This is a genomic window from Pigmentiphaga litoralis, assembly GCF_014651835.1.
Lineage (GTDB): Bacteria > Pseudomonadota > Gammaproteobacteria > Burkholderiales > Burkholderiaceae_B > Pigmentiphaga > Pigmentiphaga litoralis.
On the sequence record NZ_BMXQ01000004.1, the window covers coordinates 25,220 to 43,225 of the forward strand.

16 protein-coding genes are annotated in these 18,006 nt (G+C 65.1%); 10 read left to right on the forward strand and 6 right to left on the reverse strand.

Features of this window, described 5'->3' with window-relative positions:
* Positions 1-57: 57 nt before the first annotated feature.
* On the reverse strand, positions 58-582 hold the full coding sequence (locus IE116_RS25385; RefSeq protein ID WP_189616706.1) for a gamma carbonic anhydrase family protein: 525 nt from the start codon (positions 580-582) through the stop codon (positions 58-60).
* Between the two features lie 604 nt (positions 583-1,186).
* On the opposite strand from IE116_RS25385, the gene IE116_RS25390 reads away from it, so the two are divergent.
* The 3 genes from IE116_RS25390 to ccsB all read left to right on the forward strand — a co-directional run bounded on the left by IE116_RS25390 (position 1,187) and on the right by ccsB (position 5,586).
* Positions 1,187-1,879 carry a c-type cytochrome gene (locus IE116_RS25390; protein ID WP_189616707.1) on the forward strand — a complete coding sequence of 231 codons (693 nt, stop codon included), beginning with the start codon at positions 1,187-1,189 and terminating at the stop codon, positions 1,877-1,879.
* 189 nt (positions 1,880-2,068) lie between these two features.
* Positions 2,069-4,258, forward strand: a complete 2,190-nt coding sequence (locus IE116_RS25395; protein ID WP_373303113.1) for a cytochrome c biogenesis protein ResB — start codon at positions 2,069-2,071, stop codon at positions 4,256-4,258.
* Entirely contained in the window at positions 4,258-5,586 is a 1,329-nt protein-coding gene (gene ccsB / locus IE116_RS25400; protein WP_189616708.1) for a c-type cytochrome biogenesis protein CcsB, read from the forward strand. Before IE116_RS25395 ends, ccsB begins: the two co-directional genes overlap by 1 nt.
* A gap of 89 nt (positions 5,587-5,675) precedes the next feature.
* Here the strand turns inward: ccsB and IE116_RS25405 are convergent, their stop codons facing one another.
* Positions 5,676-6,134 (reverse strand): winged helix-turn-helix transcriptional regulator, encoded by a 459-nt coding sequence (locus IE116_RS25405; RefSeq protein WP_189616709.1) that lies wholly within the window; start codon positions 6,132-6,134, stop codon positions 5,676-5,678.
* A gap of 140 nt (positions 6,135-6,274) precedes the next feature.
* Between IE116_RS25405 and IE116_RS25410 the strand changes: the two genes are divergently transcribed.
* The 3 genes from IE116_RS25410 to msrQ all read left to right on the forward strand — a co-directional run bounded on the left by IE116_RS25410 (position 6,275) and on the right by msrQ (position 9,045).
* The gene (locus tag IE116_RS25410) at positions 6,275-7,123 is read left to right on the forward strand and encodes an SDR family oxidoreductase (protein ID WP_189616711.1); all 849 of its coding nucleotides are present in this window, start codon (positions 6,275-6,277) and stop codon (positions 7,121-7,123) included.
* Positions 7,124-7,309: 186 nt separating this feature from the next.
* Entirely contained in the window at positions 7,310-8,278 is a 969-nt protein-coding gene (gene msrP, locus IE116_RS25415; protein WP_189616713.1) for a protein-methionine-sulfoxide reductase catalytic subunit MsrP, read from the forward strand.
* A gap of 8 nt (positions 8,279-8,286) precedes the next feature.
* Positions 8,287-9,045 carry a protein-methionine-sulfoxide reductase heme-binding subunit MsrQ gene (gene msrQ / locus IE116_RS25420; RefSeq protein ID WP_189616715.1) on the forward strand — a complete coding sequence of 253 codons (759 nt, stop codon included), beginning with the start codon at positions 8,287-8,289 and terminating at the stop codon, positions 9,043-9,045.
* Positions 9,046-9,164: 119 nt separating this feature from the next.
* Here msrQ and lysA read toward each other — a convergent pair whose 3' ends face one another.
* The gene (gene lysA, locus IE116_RS25425) at positions 9,165-10,472 is read right to left on the reverse strand and encodes a diaminopimelate decarboxylase (protein WP_189616717.1); all 1,308 of its coding nucleotides are present in this window, start codon (positions 10,470-10,472) and stop codon (positions 9,165-9,167) included.
* A 7-nt stretch (positions 10,473-10,479) separates the two neighbouring features.
* Positions 10,480-10,791: an LPS translocon maturation chaperone LptM gene (lptM, locus tag IE116_RS25430; protein ID WP_189616719.1), complete on the reverse strand. Its 312-nt coding sequence runs from the start codon at positions 10,789-10,791 to the stop codon at positions 10,480-10,482.
* Between the two features lie 19 nt (positions 10,792-10,810).
* Here lptM and cyaY point away from each other — a divergent pair, with 19 nt between their 5' ends.
* The gene (cyaY, locus tag IE116_RS25435; RefSeq protein WP_179590922.1) at positions 10,811-11,146 is read left to right on the forward strand and encodes an iron donor protein CyaY; all 336 of its coding nucleotides are present in this window, start codon (positions 10,811-10,813) and stop codon (positions 11,144-11,146) included.
* 4 nt (positions 11,147-11,150) lie between these two features.
* Here the strand turns inward: cyaY and IE116_RS25440 are convergent, their stop codons facing one another.
* Positions 11,151-13,511, reverse strand: a complete 2,361-nt coding sequence (locus IE116_RS25440) for a penicillin-binding protein 1A (RefSeq protein WP_189616721.1) — start codon at positions 13,509-13,511, stop codon at positions 11,151-11,153.
* 358 nt (positions 13,512-13,869) lie between these two features.
* On the opposite strand from IE116_RS25440, the gene IE116_RS25445 reads away from it, so the two are divergent.
* The 3 genes from IE116_RS25445 (at position 13,870) to IE116_RS25455 (ending at position 16,825) form a co-directional block, all read left to right on the forward strand.
* The gene (locus tag IE116_RS25445; RefSeq protein WP_189616791.1) at positions 13,870-14,403 is read left to right on the forward strand and encodes a shikimate kinase; all 534 of its coding nucleotides are present in this window, start codon (positions 13,870-13,872) and stop codon (positions 14,401-14,403) included.
* Complete coding sequence (gene aroB, locus IE116_RS25450) at positions 14,400-15,509, forward strand: 3-dehydroquinate synthase (protein WP_189616722.1); 1,110 nt, start codon at positions 14,400-14,402, stop codon at positions 15,507-15,509. Before IE116_RS25445 ends, aroB begins: the two co-directional genes overlap by 4 nt.
* A gap of 146 nt (positions 15,510-15,655) precedes the next feature.
* Positions 15,656-16,825 carry a deoxyguanosinetriphosphate triphosphohydrolase gene (locus IE116_RS25455; protein ID WP_189616723.1) on the forward strand — a complete coding sequence of 390 codons (1,170 nt, stop codon included), beginning with the start codon at positions 15,656-15,658 and terminating at the stop codon, positions 16,823-16,825.
* Here IE116_RS25455 and IE116_RS25460 read toward each other — a convergent pair whose 3' ends face one another.
* Positions 16,826-17,770: a LysR family transcriptional regulator gene (locus IE116_RS25460; protein ID WP_189616724.1), complete on the reverse strand. Its 945-nt coding sequence runs from the start codon at positions 17,768-17,770 to the stop codon at positions 16,826-16,828. It abuts the gene before it with no gap.
* Positions 17,771-18,006 lie beyond the last annotated feature (236 nt).

The following is an 18,006-nucleotide window of genomic DNA, read 5'->3' on the forward strand; positions in this document are numbered from 1 at the left end:
CTATGGACCAGGACAGCAATGTCCCGGATTGCCCAGAGGCCTCGCCGACCAGCCCTGTCAGCCGACGCGCTTGAGCGTCTTCTTGAAGGTTTCCTGGCGCGTGACATAACTTTGCACGCCGGTGCGGATCCGGGCGATGTCTTCATCGCTCAGTTCACGCACCACCTTGGCGGGCGCGCCCAGGATCAGCGACCGGTCCGGAAAGGTCTTGCCTTCGGTGACGATGGCGCCCGCGCCCACCAGACAGTCCTTGCCGATCACCGCGCGGTTCAGGATCACGGCCTGGATCCCTACCAGCGACCCGTCGCCAATGGTGCAGCCGTGCAGCATGGCCTGGTGGCCCACGGTCACGAAGTCGCCGATGTTCAGCTCCAGGCCCGGGTCCGTATGCAGCACCGCGCCTTCCTGCACGTTGCTGGAATTGCCGATGCGGATGGTGTCGTTGTCGGCGCGCAGCACGGCGCCGGGCCAGACGCTGGCGTGTTCGCCGAGCACAACCTTGCCGATCAGGACCGCTTCTTCGGCTACATACGCCGAATCGGGCACGGAAGGGGTATTTTCCCCAAGCTGGTAGATCGCCATCGTTGTTGTTCCTTTATCGTGGTTCGATGATCTCTGTCCTGACTCCTTGCTATAATAAGAGGTTTCCTGAAGATTGAGCTGAACCAGACGAGCGCGCAAAGATAGCGCAAGACAGCGCCAACTATCCGGAATGGGGCAGGGCACTGGGGCAGGGCACTGAAGCACGACAACGGCAGACAGGGCAGTGTAGGCAATCCGCCTGTCAGCAGATTGCGTACGAACAAATCAGCAAGGCGAATAAAAGTTCGCGTGGGGAAGGGACCCGAGATCGCAGTGGATCCGCAGGGTCAGCCAACAAGGTTGAACTCACCCCAGGCGGCGGTTTACAAGAACGGATGTGAGACATCTGTGCCAACGACCGGATGCCAGACATCCGGCGGCAGCAGAAGACACCAGCAGCACAAAATCAGCACTACAAAATCAGCACTACAAAGCACCACCGAATACTCAACAACTGATGGTAAGCACTACCGGAGTTGAGCACTACCGGGCACGGAGTCGCTGCACGCTGGCGGCGGAATGGCCTGGCAATTCAGGAATCTGACTCGCGGGAATCGACTCGCGGGATTTTGGGTCGCGGGAATTTAGGTCGTCGAGGTTTTCCATGAAGCGTGTGCTGTCCCTGATGCTCGTCACGAGCGGTCTGCTGTTTGGTGCCACGGCCCTGTCGCCGTCCGTTGCCGCCGACGCGCCTGCCGCGGCGCCGGCCCGTCCCAAGATCGATCCGGCCAAGGGCGAACAGCTCTACGCGAACGGCGACGCCGCCCGCAACATCGTCGCCTGTGCGAGCTGTCACGGGCCGGGCGGCAACAGCGCCGGCGCGGCCAACCCCAAGCTGGCGGGGCAGCATCCCGACTACCTGTACAAGCAGCTGGTCAACTTCAAGGTCAAGGAAGGCGCCAAGACGCCGGAACGCCCCAGCGCGGTCATGACTGCGATGGCGGCGCCCCTGACCGACGAAGACATGCGCAACGTGTCAGCCTACATCGGCGCCCAGGCGCTCAAGCCGGCCACCGCCAAGAACAAGGACACGGTCGAACTGGGCCAGCGCATCTACCGCGGCGGCGTCGCTTCCAAGAACATTCCTGCCTGCGCATCCTGCCACGCCGCCAACGGCGCCGGCATGCCCGCGCAATATCCGCGCATTGCCGGCCAGTTCGCCGAATACACCGAAGCGCAACTGGTGGCGTTCCGCAGTGGCGCGCGCCACAACAACGTGGCCATGACCGGGGTGGCATCGCGCATGTCCGACGCCGAGATCAAGGCCGTGGCCGACTACATCGCCGGCCTGCGCTGATCCAGGCCGGGACTGCCGTGCGGACCATCGGTCTTTGACAAGGGGCGGAGCGATCCGCCCCTTGTCACGCCAGGCTGCCCCCTTCGCACGTTTCCCGGGCCTCGCCTGTTATCGTTCTAGCGCGGCGACCCTGCCGCAGCGGGCATGTTGTTCGCCCATCCGTGCCGCCACGGCAAGGTTTTCGATTCCATGAATGCTTCAACACCGGTCCAACGCACCACGGGAGCCGCCCGCTATCGGGACGACGTCGTGGAACTGCTGGGCTCCATGCGTTTCGCGGTCAGCCTGCTGTCCTTCATCTGTGTCGCCAGCGTCGTGGGCACCGTGCTGGTGCAGAACCAGCCGTCGAACAATTATGTGAACCAGTTCGGCCCCTTCTGGTACCAGGTGTTCGACACGTTTTCGCTCTATCACGTCTATAACGCGTGGTGGTTCCTTCTGATCATGGGCTTTCTGGTCGTCTCGACCAGCCTGTGCCTGGTGCGCAATGCGCCCAAGATGATCAAGGAAATGCGCACGTATCGTGAGTACATGCGCGAGTCGAGCTTCAATTCTTTCCACCACCGCGCGCATGTGGACGGCGCCGTGCCGGTGGCCGAGGCGGTCGAGGCATCGGCCGCGCTGCTCAAGCGCCGCGGCTACAAGCTGCGCCTGCGCCAGGACGGCGACGCGACTCTGATCGCGGCCAAGACCGGCACGGGCAACCGGCTGGGCTATATCTTTGCGCACGCGGCCATCGTCATCATCTGCATTGGCGGGCTGCTCGACAGCGAGATGCCGGTGCGCCTGCAGGTATGGCTGGGCAGCAAGGCGCCGCTGCACGACAACATGGCGATTGCCGACGTGCCGCCCAGCGGCCGCCTGAGCATCGACAATCCCAGCTTTCGCGCCAACGTGCTGATTCCTGAAGGCGGACAGAGCCGCAACGCCATCGTGCTGGTGGGCGACGGCGCCATGGTGCAGCCGCTGCCCTTCACGCTCGAACTCAAGAAGTTCATTGTCGAGTACTACTCGACCGGCATGCCGCGCCTGTTCGCGAGCGAGGTCCAGGTCACCGACGGTGAAACCGGCGACACCTTCCCGGCCAAGATCGAGGTGAACGAGCCGCTGCGCTACAAGGGCGTGACGGTGTATCAGTCCAGCTTCGACGACGGCGGCAGCACACTGAGCCTGGTCGGACACGCCCTGCGCGGGGCGGACAACTATTCCTTCCCGGTGGACGGCAAGGTCGGCGGCACGGCGTCGCTGGTGCCCGCCGCGGGCGCGAACGTCAACGCCAGTGACTTGAAAGACCTGACGGTCGAGTTCAGCGGCTTTCGTCCCATCAACGTCGAAAACTTCGCGTCCCAGGTCGGCACGCCGGCGCCGCAGGCCCTGCGCGAGCACGTGGCGTCGGTTGCGGGCAGCGCCGCCAAGGTCGGGCATGACAAGGACTTCCGCAACGTCGGCCCCAGCGTGCAGTACAAGTTGCGCGACGCCAGCGGCCAGGCCTACGAGTTCAACAACTACATGCTGCCGGTGGATGTGGAAGGCACGCCAGTGTTCCTGAACGGCATGCGGGCCACGCCCGAAGAAGAATTCCGCTACGTGCGCATCCCGGCCGACGCCAAGTCGACCATGGAAGAATTCCTGGGCCTGCGCGCCGCGCTGCAGGACCCGGCCGCGCGCGAACTGGCGGCACGTCGCTTTGCCGACAGCAACCGCCTGGCCGCCGGGTCGGGGGGCGAAGCGCTGACGCAGCAACTGCGCGAATCCGCCCAGCGCGCGCTGGACACCTTCGCCACGGGCGGCCTGCAGGCCATCGCCAGGTTTCTGGAAGGCAACGTGCCGGCGGCGGAACAGCAACGGGCGGCCGATGTGGTGGTAAAACTGCTGGGCGGTGCGATGGCGGAACTGCGCAACGTGGCGCGCGAACGCCTGGGCCTGTCGCCCTTGCCCCGCACCGGTCCCGACGTGGAGCAGGCGTCGACCTGGACGCAGATGTCGGTGGCGGCCCTGTCGGACATGTTCCTGTACCCCGCGCCCGTGCTGCTCAGCCTGTCCAGTTTCAATCATGTGCAGGCCAGCGTGTTCCAGGTCAGCCGCACCCCGGGCAAGACGGCCGTGTACCTCGGGTGTCTGCTGCTGGTGCTGGGCGTGTTCTCGATGTTCTATATCCGCGAGCGGCGGGTGTGGCTGTGGATCAAGCCGGCCCCGTCGGGCGCCGCAGGTTCGGACACGCGGATGGCGATGACCTCGCAACGCCGCACCCTCGATTTCAACCGGGAATATGACGTGCTCAAAGCAGATCTGGCCGACGTGTTGCAGGACAGGCAGCCGCCTGTCGACGCGACTGGCAGCCCGGCCCCGCAAGCGCATGACACCAAAGGTGGTAGCTGATGGAACTGACTTCTTCCCGCGCGGCCAACGGCCCCCTGCGCAAGCCGCCCGTGGACGCCGGTTCGCGGCGCGTCGACTGGACGGACGCCGTCTTTGCGCTGCTGCTGGTGGCCGGCGCCGTGTTCGCCTACCGCCACACCGGCGGCATCATGAACTACTACGACAAGCTGATCCTGGGGGGCGGCGTGATCGTGCTGGCGTGGCTGGGCTGGCTGTGGCGGCCACTGCGCTCGCTCATGGTTGCCGTCACGATCAGCGGCGGCCTGGCGGTGATGGCCTATGGCGGTGACCTGGCGCGCGGTGACCAGGCCTTTTTCTTGAAATACCTGCTGTCCTCGCAGTCGGCCATCTTGTGGATGTGCACGCTGTTTGTGCTGGCCACCGCCTGTTACTGGATCGGCCTGGTCGGCCGCAGCGCCACGGGGGCCTGGCTGGGCACTGCGCTCAGCTGGTCGGCCGTGTTTGCCGGACTGACGGGCTTGCTGGTGCGCTGGCATGAAAGCTACCTGCTCAGCCCCGATATCGGCCATATTCCGGTCAGCAACCTGTACGAAGTGTTCGTGCTGTTCTCGCTGATCACCGCGCTGTTCTACCTGTACTACGAGCAGAAGTACGACACGCGCAGCCTGGGCGGTTTCGTGCTGCTGGTCATCTCCTCGGCCGTGGCCTTTCTGCTCTGGTACACCTTCGATCGCGGCGCGCAGGAAATCCAGCCCCTGGTGCCGGCTCTGCAAAGCTGGTGGATGAAGCTGCACGTGCCCGCCAACTTCATTGGCTACGGCACCTTCTCGCTCGCGGCCATGGTCGCTTTTGCGTACCTGGTCAAATCGCACGGCCAGACCACGTCGTGGGTCAAGCTGTCGCCGCTGTTCCTGCTGGGTGTCTTGCTGGGCCTGGAACCCATGGTGTTTCGCCAGAGCGGCATGCCGGCCTACTGGATGGTGTATGCCGCGGTGGTGGCGCTGATCGTTGGCGGGATTCTGCTGGGCCGCCGCCGGATTGCCGAACGGCTGCCCCCGCTCGAGATCCTGGACGACATCATGTACAAGGCGATCGCGGTGGGTTTCGCCTTCTTTACCGTGGCGACCATTCTGGGCGCCTTGTGGGCGGCCGACGCCTGGGGCGCCTACTGGCAGTGGGACCCGAAGGAAACGTGGGCGCTGATCGTCTGGCTCAATTACGCGGCCTGGCTGCACATGCGCATGATGAAAGGCCTGCGCGGCGACGGCGCCGCCTACTGGGCGCTGGTTGGGCTGCTGGTCACGGGCTTTGCCTTCCTGGGCGTGAACATGTTCCTGTCGGGGCTGCATTCGTACGGCGAGCTGTGAGGGCGGCCACGATCTGCCCCTGACGGCGTCGAGGCCGGACAAAACACCCCGCCCTTCCCGGCGGGGTGTTTCGTTTCAGCCGTCGATGGTCAAGCCGCCTTGTCTGACGTGACCGCCGGCCGCTCGGCCTGCCCGGCCTCCGCGATCGCCGGCATATGCGTTTCCAGCCAATCCACCAGATCGCGCACCTTTTCCGCCGCCTCGGCCCCCAGCGGGGTCAGCGTGTACTCCACATGGGGCGGCACGGTGTTGAACGACCGCCGGCGCACCATCGCGTCCGCTTCCAGCCATTGCAGCGTCTGGGCCAGCATCCGTTCGTTGATGCCGCCTATCTTGCGTCGCAGCTGACTGAAGCGCTGCGTGCCCTGCAGCAGGGTGATCAGCACCAGCACCCCCCACCGGCTGGTCAGGTGTTGCAGCACCTGGCGCGACGGGCAGTCGGCCGCCATCACGTCGCCGCGTTGCATCCGGTCGGACAGCGACAGGGCAGGCTTGGCCGCAAGCCCGACAGGCGCACTTTCATCGGGAAGTTCGATCGACGATGTCATGACAGGCTGACTCCAAGCGACAGGGGGAACCACAGCAGCAATTCTACACTTACCTCCGCGTGCGTACTTACGAATAATAAGTGAAGCGCCTATAGTCGGTTTTCTGATTCAACCACACCGATTTCAGCCAAGGACACATCATGACCATCGCCGTTACGGGCGCCACCGGAGAACTGGGCCGCCTTGTCGTCGACCGACTCAAACAACGCGTTGCGGCCAACGAGATCATCGCCCTCGTGCGCGACATCCATCGCGCAAGCAGCCTGGGGGTCGAAGCCCGGGCCGCCGACTACACCCAGCCCGATGCGCTGGAAGCGGCGCTGGCCGGCGTCGATATCCTGTTGCTGATTTCCAGCAGCGAAATCGGACAACGCGTCGCGCAGCACACCCATGTCATCAATGCGGCAAAAAGGGCTGGCGTGCGGCATGTCGTCTACACCAGCCTGCTGCATGCCGACACGTCCACGCTTAGCCTGGCGCCAGAACATGTCGAGACGGAAAAGGCCCTGAAGGCTTCGGGTCTGACCTACACGATTCTGCGCAATGGCTGGTACACCGAGAATTACATGGGCGCGGTCGCGCCGGCGCTGGGGCTGGGCACGCTGTACAGCAGCGCCGCCGACGGGCGCATCGCCTCGGCGTCGCGTGCCGACTATGCCGACGCGGCCGTGGCGGTGCTGACGGGGCAGGGGCATGAAGGCAAGACCTATGAGCTTGCGGGCGACACGGCCTACACGTTGGCCGAACTGGCTGCCGAGCTCTCCACGCAGTCCGGCAAGACCGTCGGCTATCAGAGCATCCCGGAAGCCGCCTACGCCGGCGCGCTGGTCAAGGCAGGTTTGCCTGAAGGTTTTGCCGCAGCCTTGGCGTCATGGGACGTGGCTGCATCGAAGGGCGCCCTGTTCGACGACAGCCGCGTGCTGTCGGCGTTGATCGGCCACCCGACCACGCCCCTGGCGCAGTCCGTCAAGGCAGCGCTGGCGAACTAAGGAAGCAGAACGACGGGCAGGACGTTCCGGCGGCAGCCGCGCCGGATCCTCCGTTGATGCCGTCCCCGTGTTTATAAAAAGTTGATACATGGCCGGGCGATGCCGCCCGACAATAGCTCCCATGCCTCAGGTACTCTGAGTCTTCACCTTGGGCGGGGAACGCCCCGCCCATCGCCAGGAGTTGCCATGCTGATACGTAGACCCGGGGACATTGCTCCCTCCGAGATTACCGCGCAGTCGGTCTATCAGGATCGCCGCCGCCTCATGCTGCAGGCCGGCGCCGCCGCCGCGGCCATGGGCCTGGCGGGCTGGACCAATCGCCAGGCCTTTGCCCAGACCACGACGGGTGACAAGCTGGTCGCGACCCGCAATCCCCAATTCGTCGTGATGGACAAGCTGACCCCGGTCAAGGACGTCACGACCTACAACAACTTCTATGAATTCGGCACCGACAAGGGCGATCCTGCGGACAATGCCGGCCGCTTCAAGACCAAACCCTGGACGGTCGCGATCGAGGGCGAAGTCAAGAAGCCCATGACCATCGGCCTGGACGACCTACGCAAGATGGCGCCGATGGAAGAACGGGTGTATCGGCTGCGCTGCGTCGAAGGCTGGTCCATGGTGATCCCGTGGGTGGGCTTTTCCTTGAGCGAGCTGATCAAACGGGTCGAGCCGACCGGCAACGCCAAGTTCGTCGAATTCGTCACGGCCACGCAGCCCGAAACCATGCCCGGCCTGCGGTCGCGCGTGCTTGAATGGCCGTATGTCGAGGCCTTGCGCATGGACGAAGCCATGCATCCGCTGGCCCTGCTGACATTTGGTGTGTATGGCGAAACCCTGCCCAACCAGAACGGCGCGCCGGTTCGCATCGTGGCGCCCTGGAAGTACGGCTTCAAGTCGGGCAAGTCGCTGGTCAAGATCCGTTTCGTTGAAAAGCAGCCCGTCACCAGCTGGATCAAGGCGGCGTCGTCCGAATACGGCTTTTACGCCAACGTGAACCCCGACGTGCCGCACCCGCGCTGGAGCCAGGCGACCGAGCGCCGCATTGGCGAAGACGGGCTGTTCTCACCCAAGCGCAAGACCTTGCCCTTCAACGGTTACGCCGATCAGGTTGCCTCGCTGTACGCCGGCATGGACCTGAAGAAGAACTACTGAGCGCCGCCATGCTGCCCGTCTCGCCGTCCACCGCCACCCCGTCTGGCACATTGCCTGAGCCATCGACGGCAACCGCAGCCCCGGCCGCCGGCAAAGCCGCGCCCGCCGCAGCCGCCCGCCGCGGGGCGGCTGCGGCGGGCGCGCCCCGCACCGCCGCCACGCCCAAGGTCTTTGGCATGCCGCTGCGGACCTTCAAGATCCTGCTGTTCATCGCGTTCCTGTATCCGCTGGCGCGCTGGGTCTATCTGGGCGTCACCAACGACCTGACGGCCAATCCGGTCGAATTCCTGACCCGGTCATCGGGCACCTGGACCTTGGTGTCCCTGCTGATCACCCTGCTGATTTCGCCGCTGCGAAGCTGGATCAAACAGCCCATGCTGCTGCAGGTGCGGCGCATGTGCGGGCTGTTCGCGTTCTTTTATGTCTGTCTGCACCTGACCACGTATGTGTGGTGGGACCAGTGGTTCGATGCGATCGCGATCGTGCAGGACGTGATCAAGCGCCCGTTCATTACGGTGGGCTTTGCGGCGTTTCTGTTGTTGATCCCGCTGGCGGTCACGTCGACCAAGGGGTGGATGCGCCGCCTGGGACGCAAGTGGCAGACCCTGCACAAGCTGATCTACCTGATCGTCGTGCTGGGGTTGCTGCACTACTGGTGGCAAAAGGCCGGCAAGAACGACTTTGCCACGGTGGGCATCTACACGGCGGTGTTTGCCGTGCTGATGGCATGGCGCGTGCAGCGGTGGTGGAAGGGGCGCACCCGCTAGCAGGCTGGGGCCGGCGCGCCGTACGCAACGCTGGCAAGCGACTACCCACCCGGTTCAAGCACGCGGCGCCTTCCCAGGCGCCGCGATGCCATTTACTGCGCGTCACCCCAGCCCAAACTTCAGCCCAGCGTGGATTCCAGCGCCAGCAATTGCGCCACGGTTTCGCGTGAGCGGACCACGTGGAAGTTGGCGCCGTCCACCATCACTTCGGCGGCGCGCGGGCGCGTGTTGTAGTTGCTGGCCATGACCATGCCGTAGGCGCCGGCCGATTCAAACGCCAGCAGATCGCCTTCGGCGACCGCCAGGTCGCGATTGCGCGCCAGCCAGTCGCCGCTTTCGCAGATCGGGCCGACCACATCGTAATTGCGGGTCACCACGTCCGACCGCGGCACGACCGGCAGCACGCCGTGATACGCGTCGTACAGGGTCGGGCGCACCAGGTCGTTCATGGCTGCATCCACGATCAGGAACAGCTTGGAATCCGTGTGCTTCAGGTATTCCACCCGCGTCACCAGAATGCCCGCGTTGCCGGCCAGCGAACGGCCCGGTTCCAGCACGATCTGGCGGTCGCCATAGCCGCGCGCCAGCAGGCGTTCGAAGACGGCGTTCAGCAGGGTCGTGGGCGACAGCAGGGTTTCGTCCGAATACCGGATGCCCAGGCCGCCGCCCAGGTCCAGGTGCTCGACATGAATGTCATGCGCGGCCAGCAGGTCCAGCAGGTCCAGCAGCTTGTCGAGGGCGTCCAGGAAGGGCGACGCTTCGGTAATCTGCGAGCCGATGTGGCAGTCCAGCCCCACCACCTTGATGCCCGGCAGGCTGGCGGCATTGCGGTAGGCGTCCAGCGCCTGGTCGATCGCAATGCCGAACTTGTTTTCTTTCAAGCCGGTGGAAATGTACGGATGGGTCTTGGGGTCCACGTCGGGATTCACGCGCAGGGACACCGGCGCGCGTTTGCCCATCGCTGCGGCCACGGCCGACAGCCGGTGCAGTTCGGGAATCGACTCGACGTTGAAGCACTTGACGCCCACTTCCAGCGCCATGCGCATTTCGGACGCCTGCTTGCCCACGCCCGAAAACACCACCTTGGACGGATCGCCGCCCACGGCCAGCACGCGCTGCAGTTCACCCGCCGACACGATGTCGAAGCCCGCGCCCATCTTGGCGAACTCGCGCAGCACGGCCAGGTTCGAATTGGCCTTCATGCCGTAGCACACCAGCACGTCGTGGCTGCCGATGGCATCGCGATAGGCGCCGTACGCCGCATGCAGCGCGGCGCGCGAATAGATGTACAGCGGCGTGCCCAGGCGTTCCGCCAGCTCGGCCACCGACACGCTTTCGGCGTGCAGGACACCATCGCGGTAGGCGAAATAGGGGCTGCCGACAGGGGTCGCTTGCGCGCCCGCGGCAGGAACTCGGGTATCGGTCATGGCGGAATCAGGGCAGGGTAGGGAAGGTGGAGCGGTTCTGCGACGTCGTGCGCGTCGTGGTCGGCGCGCTGGGGTATGTGGCGGACGCGGCCGGCGGGATGGGCTTGCCGGCGTCATCCGGAATGAACAGCGGTCCTTTCTGACCGCAGGCGGCCAGCAGGGCCAGACCCGCCACCGCCACGCCGCGCGCCAGCCAGCGGGCAGCAGGGGCGGCAGAAGGGGTATTGCAGGCCGGGCGCGCGGCGCTGGCTACAATGCGTGCATCTGCTAACCCAAAGGATGGCTGGCATGCGGCGCGCGCGGTGCGTGATGGTGTCATGTCGGGCATAGGTGAAATTATGAACGAAAGCGAGTTTGTTGCCGCAGCCGAGGCGATCATCGGGTCGATCGAAGCCCAGGCCGATGTGTGGTTCGATGAATTGGACGTCGATCTGGAATGCGAGCGCAGCGGCAATGTGCTTACGCTCACCTTCCAGGACCGGTCCCAGGTCGTCGTGAACAGCCAGGCACCCATGAAGGAAATGTGGGTGGCGGGCCGCAGCGGCGGGTTTCACTACCGCCATCAGGAAAACGGTCAGTGGATCGATACGCGGTCGGGCGAAGAACTTGGCGCCGCCCTGAGCCGGATCTGTTCGGAACAGTCCGGCCGGATCCTGGTCGTCGCCATTCCCTGAAACGTCAGGGCAGGTAGTCGGGCTGCGTCGCTCGTTGCGGCGCGTTCGACGGGCTGCCATTGCCACCGATCAGATTTCCCAGCCCGTCGATCAGGCGCGACATCGGATCTTCTTCCTTCGGCGCCGACACGCCCACCGTGGCCACCGCCTGTCCGGGCGGGAACTCCGACAGATAGTAGTCGCCGTTGGCCGTGATGATCCCCGGCGGCATGACCTGTTCCTGCTGAGGCACGCCCTTCAGTGCCTTCTGCATATACGACAGCCAGATCGGCATGGCCGCGCCGCCGCCGGTTTCGCGCACGCCCAGTGACTTGGGCTGGTCGTAGCCCAGCCAGGCGATGCCCACCAACTGCGGCGTGTAGCCCGCAAACCAGCCGTCCACCGAGTTGTTCGTCGTGCCGGTCTTGCCGCCCACGTCGGTGCGCTTGAGCGCCAGCGCCGCGCGCGCCGTGCCGATCCGGACCACGTCACGCAGCATGGTGTCGGTAATGAACGCGGTGCGGGCGTCGATGGCACGCACCGACTCGTCCCCGGCCTTGGCCGGGCGGGCCTGCATCAGCACCCGGCCGCTGCCATCGGTGACCTTGTCGATCAGGAAAGGCGTGACCCGGTAGCCGCCGTTGGCGAACACCGAGTAAGCGCCCGCCATCTGCAAGGGCGTCACCGCACCCGCACCCAGCGCCATCGTCAGATAGGCCGGATGGCGTGCCGCCTCAAAGCCGAAGCGGGTGATGTAGTCCTGCGCGTACTGCGGGCCCACGGTCTGCAGGATCCGGATCGACACCATGTTCTTGGACTTGGCCAGGCCCTGGCGCATGGTCATCGGCGCTTCGTTCTTGCCGTCATAGTTCTTGGGTTCCCAGCGCTGCGAGCCCGTGGCCGCGGCTTCCAGCACGAACGGCGCATCGGAAATGATGGTCGACGGCGTCAGCCCGCGTTCCAGCGACGCCGCGTAAATGAAGGGCTTGAAGCTCGAACCGGGCTGGCGCCAGGCCTGCGTGACCCGGTTGAACTTGCCGCGCTGGAAGTCGAAGCCGCCCACCATCGCGCGGATCGCGCCGTCGCGGGGGTCGGTCGACACGAACGCACCTTGCACGGCGGGCGATTGCAGGATTTCCCATTCGCCGCCCGTCTTCATGATCCGCACGATGGCGCCGCGGCGCACGCGCTGCGTCGGCTGCGCCTTGGCATTCAGGCCCGATGCCGCAAAGCGCAGGCCCTTGCCGGTGATCTCGATGATTTCGCCCGCGCTGCGCGCCACGCGCACCTTGTTGGCGTCGGCCGACAGCACCACGGCCGCCAGCAGGTCATCGTTGTCGGGATGGTCGGTCAGCGCGTCGTCCACCGCTTCGTTCAGCTTTTCGGCGTCGCGGTCGACCCCGTCGGGCAGGTCCACGAACGCTTCCGGACCACGATAGCCATGGCGGCGTTCGTAGTCCATCACGCCATCGCGCAGGGCTTCGTACGCGGCATCCTGCTGCGCCTTGTCGACCGTCGTGTAGACGTTCAGGCCGCGGGTGTACGTGTCTTCCTTGTAGATGTCATAGACCAGCTGGCGCGCCAGCTCGGCCACATACTCGGCACGTACCGCAAATTCGCCGCCCAGCGGCTTGATCTTGAGCTTGTCGTCAAGCGCCGCGCGGTATTCCGGATCGGTCAGGTAGCCCAGTTCATGCATGCGGCGCAGCACGTATTGCTGGCGCAACGTGGCGCGGGTGGGGTTGACGACCGGGTTGTAGCGCGACGGGGCCTTGGGAATGCCGGCCAGCATGGCCGCTTCCGACGCCGTCAGTTCGGCCACCGGCTTGCCGAAATAGATCCGTGCCGCCGACGCAAAGCCATAGGCGCGCTGGCCCAGGTAGATCTGGTTGATGTACAGCTCCAGGATCTGGTCCTTGGTCAGGTTGGCCTCGATCTTGAAGGTCAGCAGGATTTCGTACAGCTTGCGGGTATAGGTCTTTTCAGACGACAGATAGAAGTTGCGGGCCACCTGCATCGTGATCGTGCTGGCGCCCTGGCTTTTCTGCAGATTGATGGCGTTGGTGAAGGCTGCACGCAACACGCCGGTCCAGTCGATACCACCGTGCTGGTAGAAGCCGTCGTCTTCGGCCGACAGAATGGCCGACTTGAGCACATCGGGCACATCGCGGATACGGACCACATTGCGGCGTTCTTCGCCAAATTCGCCGATCAGCACGTTGTCGGCGGTATAGACGCGCAACGGCACCTTCGGGTGGTAATCGGTAAGTGCGTCCAGGTCCGGCAGATTCGGATAGGCGAGTGCCAGTGCGAGCCCGATCAATAGGGCGACGCAAACGGCCAATCCGGCAAGGACGCCGGCAACCTTGAGCAAAATTCGGGTCATGAGGGGGACAACTTGAGGGGCAAAGACCAACCCATTATAGGAACATAGCGCGGCGAAGGCGGATAGACCATCCGGCGCAAGCCATGTTCCTGTAACAAGCTGCACATGACCGATAGGCAAGGCTGCGGCGTGGCTAACCGGCCGCAGGCGGGGATCCCACCCCCGATCGGGCCGGTTACCTAGGGGATTGCCCCCGGATTTTGCCGCGACGGTCGTCCTTGCGGGATAATGGGGCCGTAACCAACCTGACGGCGTCCGAGCCGCCCTTGCCGTGATTGCCGCTACGTTTGCCTCCTGTTCCGTCGAGATCGTCCGTGTTGACGCCGACGTCTTCATCCCGCCGCTGTTCCTGGTCGGGATGATGGGCGCCGGCAAGACAACGATCGGCCGCGGCCTTGCCCGCGCCATGGGCCGGGAATTCGTCGACATCGATCAGGTGATCGAGACCCGCTGCGGCGTACGTATTCCCACGATCTTCGAATTGGAAGGGGAAGCGGGCTTTCGTGCCCGCGAAGCGCATGTCCTGGACGAATACAGCCGCAAGTCGGGCGTGGTCCTGGCGACCGGGGGCGGCGTGGTGATGGCCGAGCCCAACCGGCGCATCCTGGCCGAACGGGGCCGCGTGCTGTACCTGCGCGCCCGGGCCGAAGAGCTGTATCAGCGCACCCGCTACGACCGCAACCGGCCCCTGCTGCGCACCGCCGATCCGCTTGCAAGGATCACCGAACTGCTGGTCGCGCGCGAGCCGCTTTATGAAGAGATCGCAGACCTGGTCGTGGATACCGGCAGGATGTCCGTGACCCGCCTGGTCCACCGCATCCTGCCCTTGCTGCTAAGCTGCGACAAGCCGATCACGCCGGTGTCCGACTTGCCGCCCCTGGAGTGTTTATGAAAGAAGTCCGCGTCGATACGCCGGGCGGACGCTATCCGATCCGCATCGCTCCCGGCCGTCTCGACCACCTTGCCGACGCCGTGCCGGCCGACGCCACGACCCTGGTCCTGGTCACCAATCCTACCGTGGCCGCCCTGTATGCCGACCGTGCCGAAGCCGCCCTGGCCAAGTCCGGCAAGAAAGTCCTGCGCATCGAACTGCCCGACGGCGAAGCCTATAAAGACTGGCAGACCCTGAACCTGATCTTTGACGGCATGCTGGCGCAGCACTGCGACCGCCGGGCGGTGATCGTGGCCCTGGGCGGCGGCGTGATCGGCGACATTGCCGGCTTTGCGGCCGCCGTGTACATGCGCGGCATCCGGTTCATCCAGGTGCCGACCACCTTGCTGTCGCAGGTCGACTCGTCGGTGGGCGGCAAGACCGCGGTCAACCATCCGATCGGCAAGAACATGATCGGCGCCTTCTACCAGCCGCTCGCCGTCGAGATCGATACCGACGTGCTGAACACGCTGGCGCCGCGTGAAGTGTCCGCCGGCCTGGCCGAAGTCATCAAATACGGCGCGATCCTGGACGCCGACTTCTTTGCCTGGTGCGAAGACAACGTGGCGGCCCTGCGTGCGCTGGAACCCGCCGCCGTGGCGCACGCCATTGCGCGTTCCTGCGAACTGAAGGCCTTCGTGGTCTCGCAAGACGAACGCGAAACCGGCCTGCGCGCGATCCTGAATTTCGGGCACACCTTTGCCCATGCGATCGAAGCCGGACTGGGGTTCGGCACCTGGCTGCATGGCGAAGCCGTGGGCTGCGGCATGGTGCAGGCGGCTGAACTGTCGGTCACCGCGACCGGTTTGCCGCAACGCGACGCCGACCGCATCCGCGCACTGGTGCAGGCGATCGGCTGCCCGATTTACGGCCCGGACCTGGGCACCGCCCGCTGGCTGGATTACATGCAGGGCGACAAGAAGACCGAAGCGGGCCAGATCCGCTTTGTGCTGCTGCCCCGCCTGGGCGAAGCCGTGCGCACGCCCGCGCCCGAAGACCAGGTGCGCCAGGCGCTGGACCTGACCGTGGCGCGCACCGCGGGCGCGCAGTCCTCGGTCGTCGCCTGACCGGCGGTCGGGCGGGCGCCTTGTGTCTTGCGCATTCGGCATCATCTGTATCGCAGCATCTGCATCGCCCCGTCGTTAGCAGCATTCCCGCCCCCTGAAGGCCTTTCGTCACGCCCCAGGGGGCATCGCAGGCCCCCGAGGACACCATGTCTGCCACTCCGCCGAATCCCGCGTTGTCCGTCCCCACGATGCTCGCGCCCTATGCCGCGCATCCCGAACAGTCCCGCGGCCGGCGTCATGCCGAAACGCTTGCTGAAGGGCGCACCGAATTCCAGCGCGACCGTGACCGCATCATCCATTCCAACGCCTTCCGGCGGCTCGAATACAAGACGCAGGTGTTCGTGAACCATGAGGGCGACCTGTTCCGCACCCGGCTGACGCACAGCCTGGAAGTCGCCCAGATCGCCCGGTCCATCGCCCGCAACCTGCGCTTGAACGAAGACCTGGTCGAAGCCATTTCGCTGGCGCACGATCTGGGGCACACGCCCTTTGGCCACGCCGGGCAGGACGTGCTCAATGCCTGCATGCGGGAATTCGCACCGGAAGCGGGTGGCTTCGAACACAATCTGCAAAGCCTGCGGGTGGTGGACGAGCTGGAAGAACGCTACGGCGATTTCGACGGCCTGAACCTGGTGTTCGAAACGCGGGAAGGCATTCTCAAGCATTGCTCGCTGGAACGCGCCAGGCGCCTGGGCGACGTGGGCGAGCGCTTCCTGGCACGCACGCAGCCATCGCTGGAAGCGCAACTGACCAATCTGGCCGACGAGATCGCGTACAACAACCACGACATCGACGACGGTTTGCGTTCAGGATTGATCACGCTCGATCAATTGCAGTCGGTGCGGATCTTTGCGCGCCACCGCGCCATGGTCGAAGCCCGTTACACCGGTCTGGCCGAACGCCGCATGATCACGGAGACCGTGCGCCGCATGATCAACACGCTCATCATCGACCTGACGCACACCAGCGCCGCGCGGATTGCCGACGTGGCGCCGAACACGATAGACGACGTGCGCCAGTCGCCGTCGCTGGTGGGCTTCAGCCCGGACGTGCGCACCGAAGCCGACGAACTCAAGGTGTTCCTGCGCGAACAGCTCTATATGCACTACAAGGTGCGGCGCACGACCAGCAAGGCCAAACGCATCGTGCGGGACCTGTTCACCGCGTTCTTTGACGAGCCGCGCATGCTGCCGACGCAATACCAGGAACGGGTCGAGAAGGGCAAGGCGCGCGCCATTGCCGACTACATTGCGGGCATGACGGACCGGTACGCGATCCGCGAACATCGCAAGCTGTTCGAGGTGGGGGACGACTGATCAAGTCTGGGCATCGCCCGGCGTGCCCTGCGCATCGTCGCTGCCGATGCCATCCTGGCGCCCATGCAGCGTCTGCCGGATGTGTTCCGCAAACGCATGCGCGATAGTCGGCAGCTGCCGGTTCCGCAGGCTGGCCAGCACCAGTTTGCCGCGCGGAAAATGCCGATCCGCAATGTCCTTGACCACCACCGCGCCACCGTCCGTGACCGCGCCAATGTCGATCTGGAACGAGATGGCGTGGTCGTAATACAGGCAGCCGCGCAGGAATTCGAACGAATTGCTCTCGATCAGCGGGCGCAGCGAGATCGATGACCGCATCATGAAGCGCTCCAGCATCTGCCGGCCGGCAATGTCCCGGTCGGGCAGCACCACCGGGTAGTCCGCGCAATCGCGCAGCCGCACGGTTTCCTGTCCGGCCAGCGGATGGTCGCGGTGCATCACGGCCACCAGCTTCTGGTCGAACTGTGCAATGGCTTCCACGTCCGCTTCAGGCGGCAGGTTGAACACCAATCCCAGGTCCACATCGAAATTGCGCAGCGACGTCAGCGCGTGCACGTGGTCGCCCACGTCCACTTCAAACGCGACCAAGGGGTGCGTCTTGCGAAACGTGGCCACGGCCTGCGGCAGGTAGGCGGGCGCCAGCGCCTGGCTGATCACCAGCCGCACATTGCCCCGCCGCAGTCCCTTCAGTTCTTCGATCTGTGAACGCACGCCGTCCAGCTCGGCGTTGCGGCTGCGAATGTAGTCGACAAACAGTTCTCCGGCCGTGGTCAGACGCATGCCGCGCGGCAGCCGTTCAAAGATCGCCGTGCCCAGTTCCTCTTCCAGGTCCTGGATGCGCCGGATGACGGCCGATGGCGCCACATGAAGCCGCTCGGCCGCCTGCCGGATCGACCCGACGCGGGCCACTTCATCGACATAACGCAGAAAGCGCAGGTGATTCATTGGGGGGTGTCCTTAGGCAGGCGTGTGCCAAGTGGCGTTCAACTGTTCCGCAGCGCACCAGCTTGGTGCTCGGGAATGGTGCGTCGGTCTGCACGCGCCGGTCCGCGGTGCATGGCCACGACAAAGGACGCCGGCCGCCACGTCCAAGGTGCGCGCTGCCCGGTTGCGGCGGGCAGCCGCCGCAGCCACCGCCGTGATCCCAAGATGCCCTGTTTACCGTGCTGTCAGGCGACTGA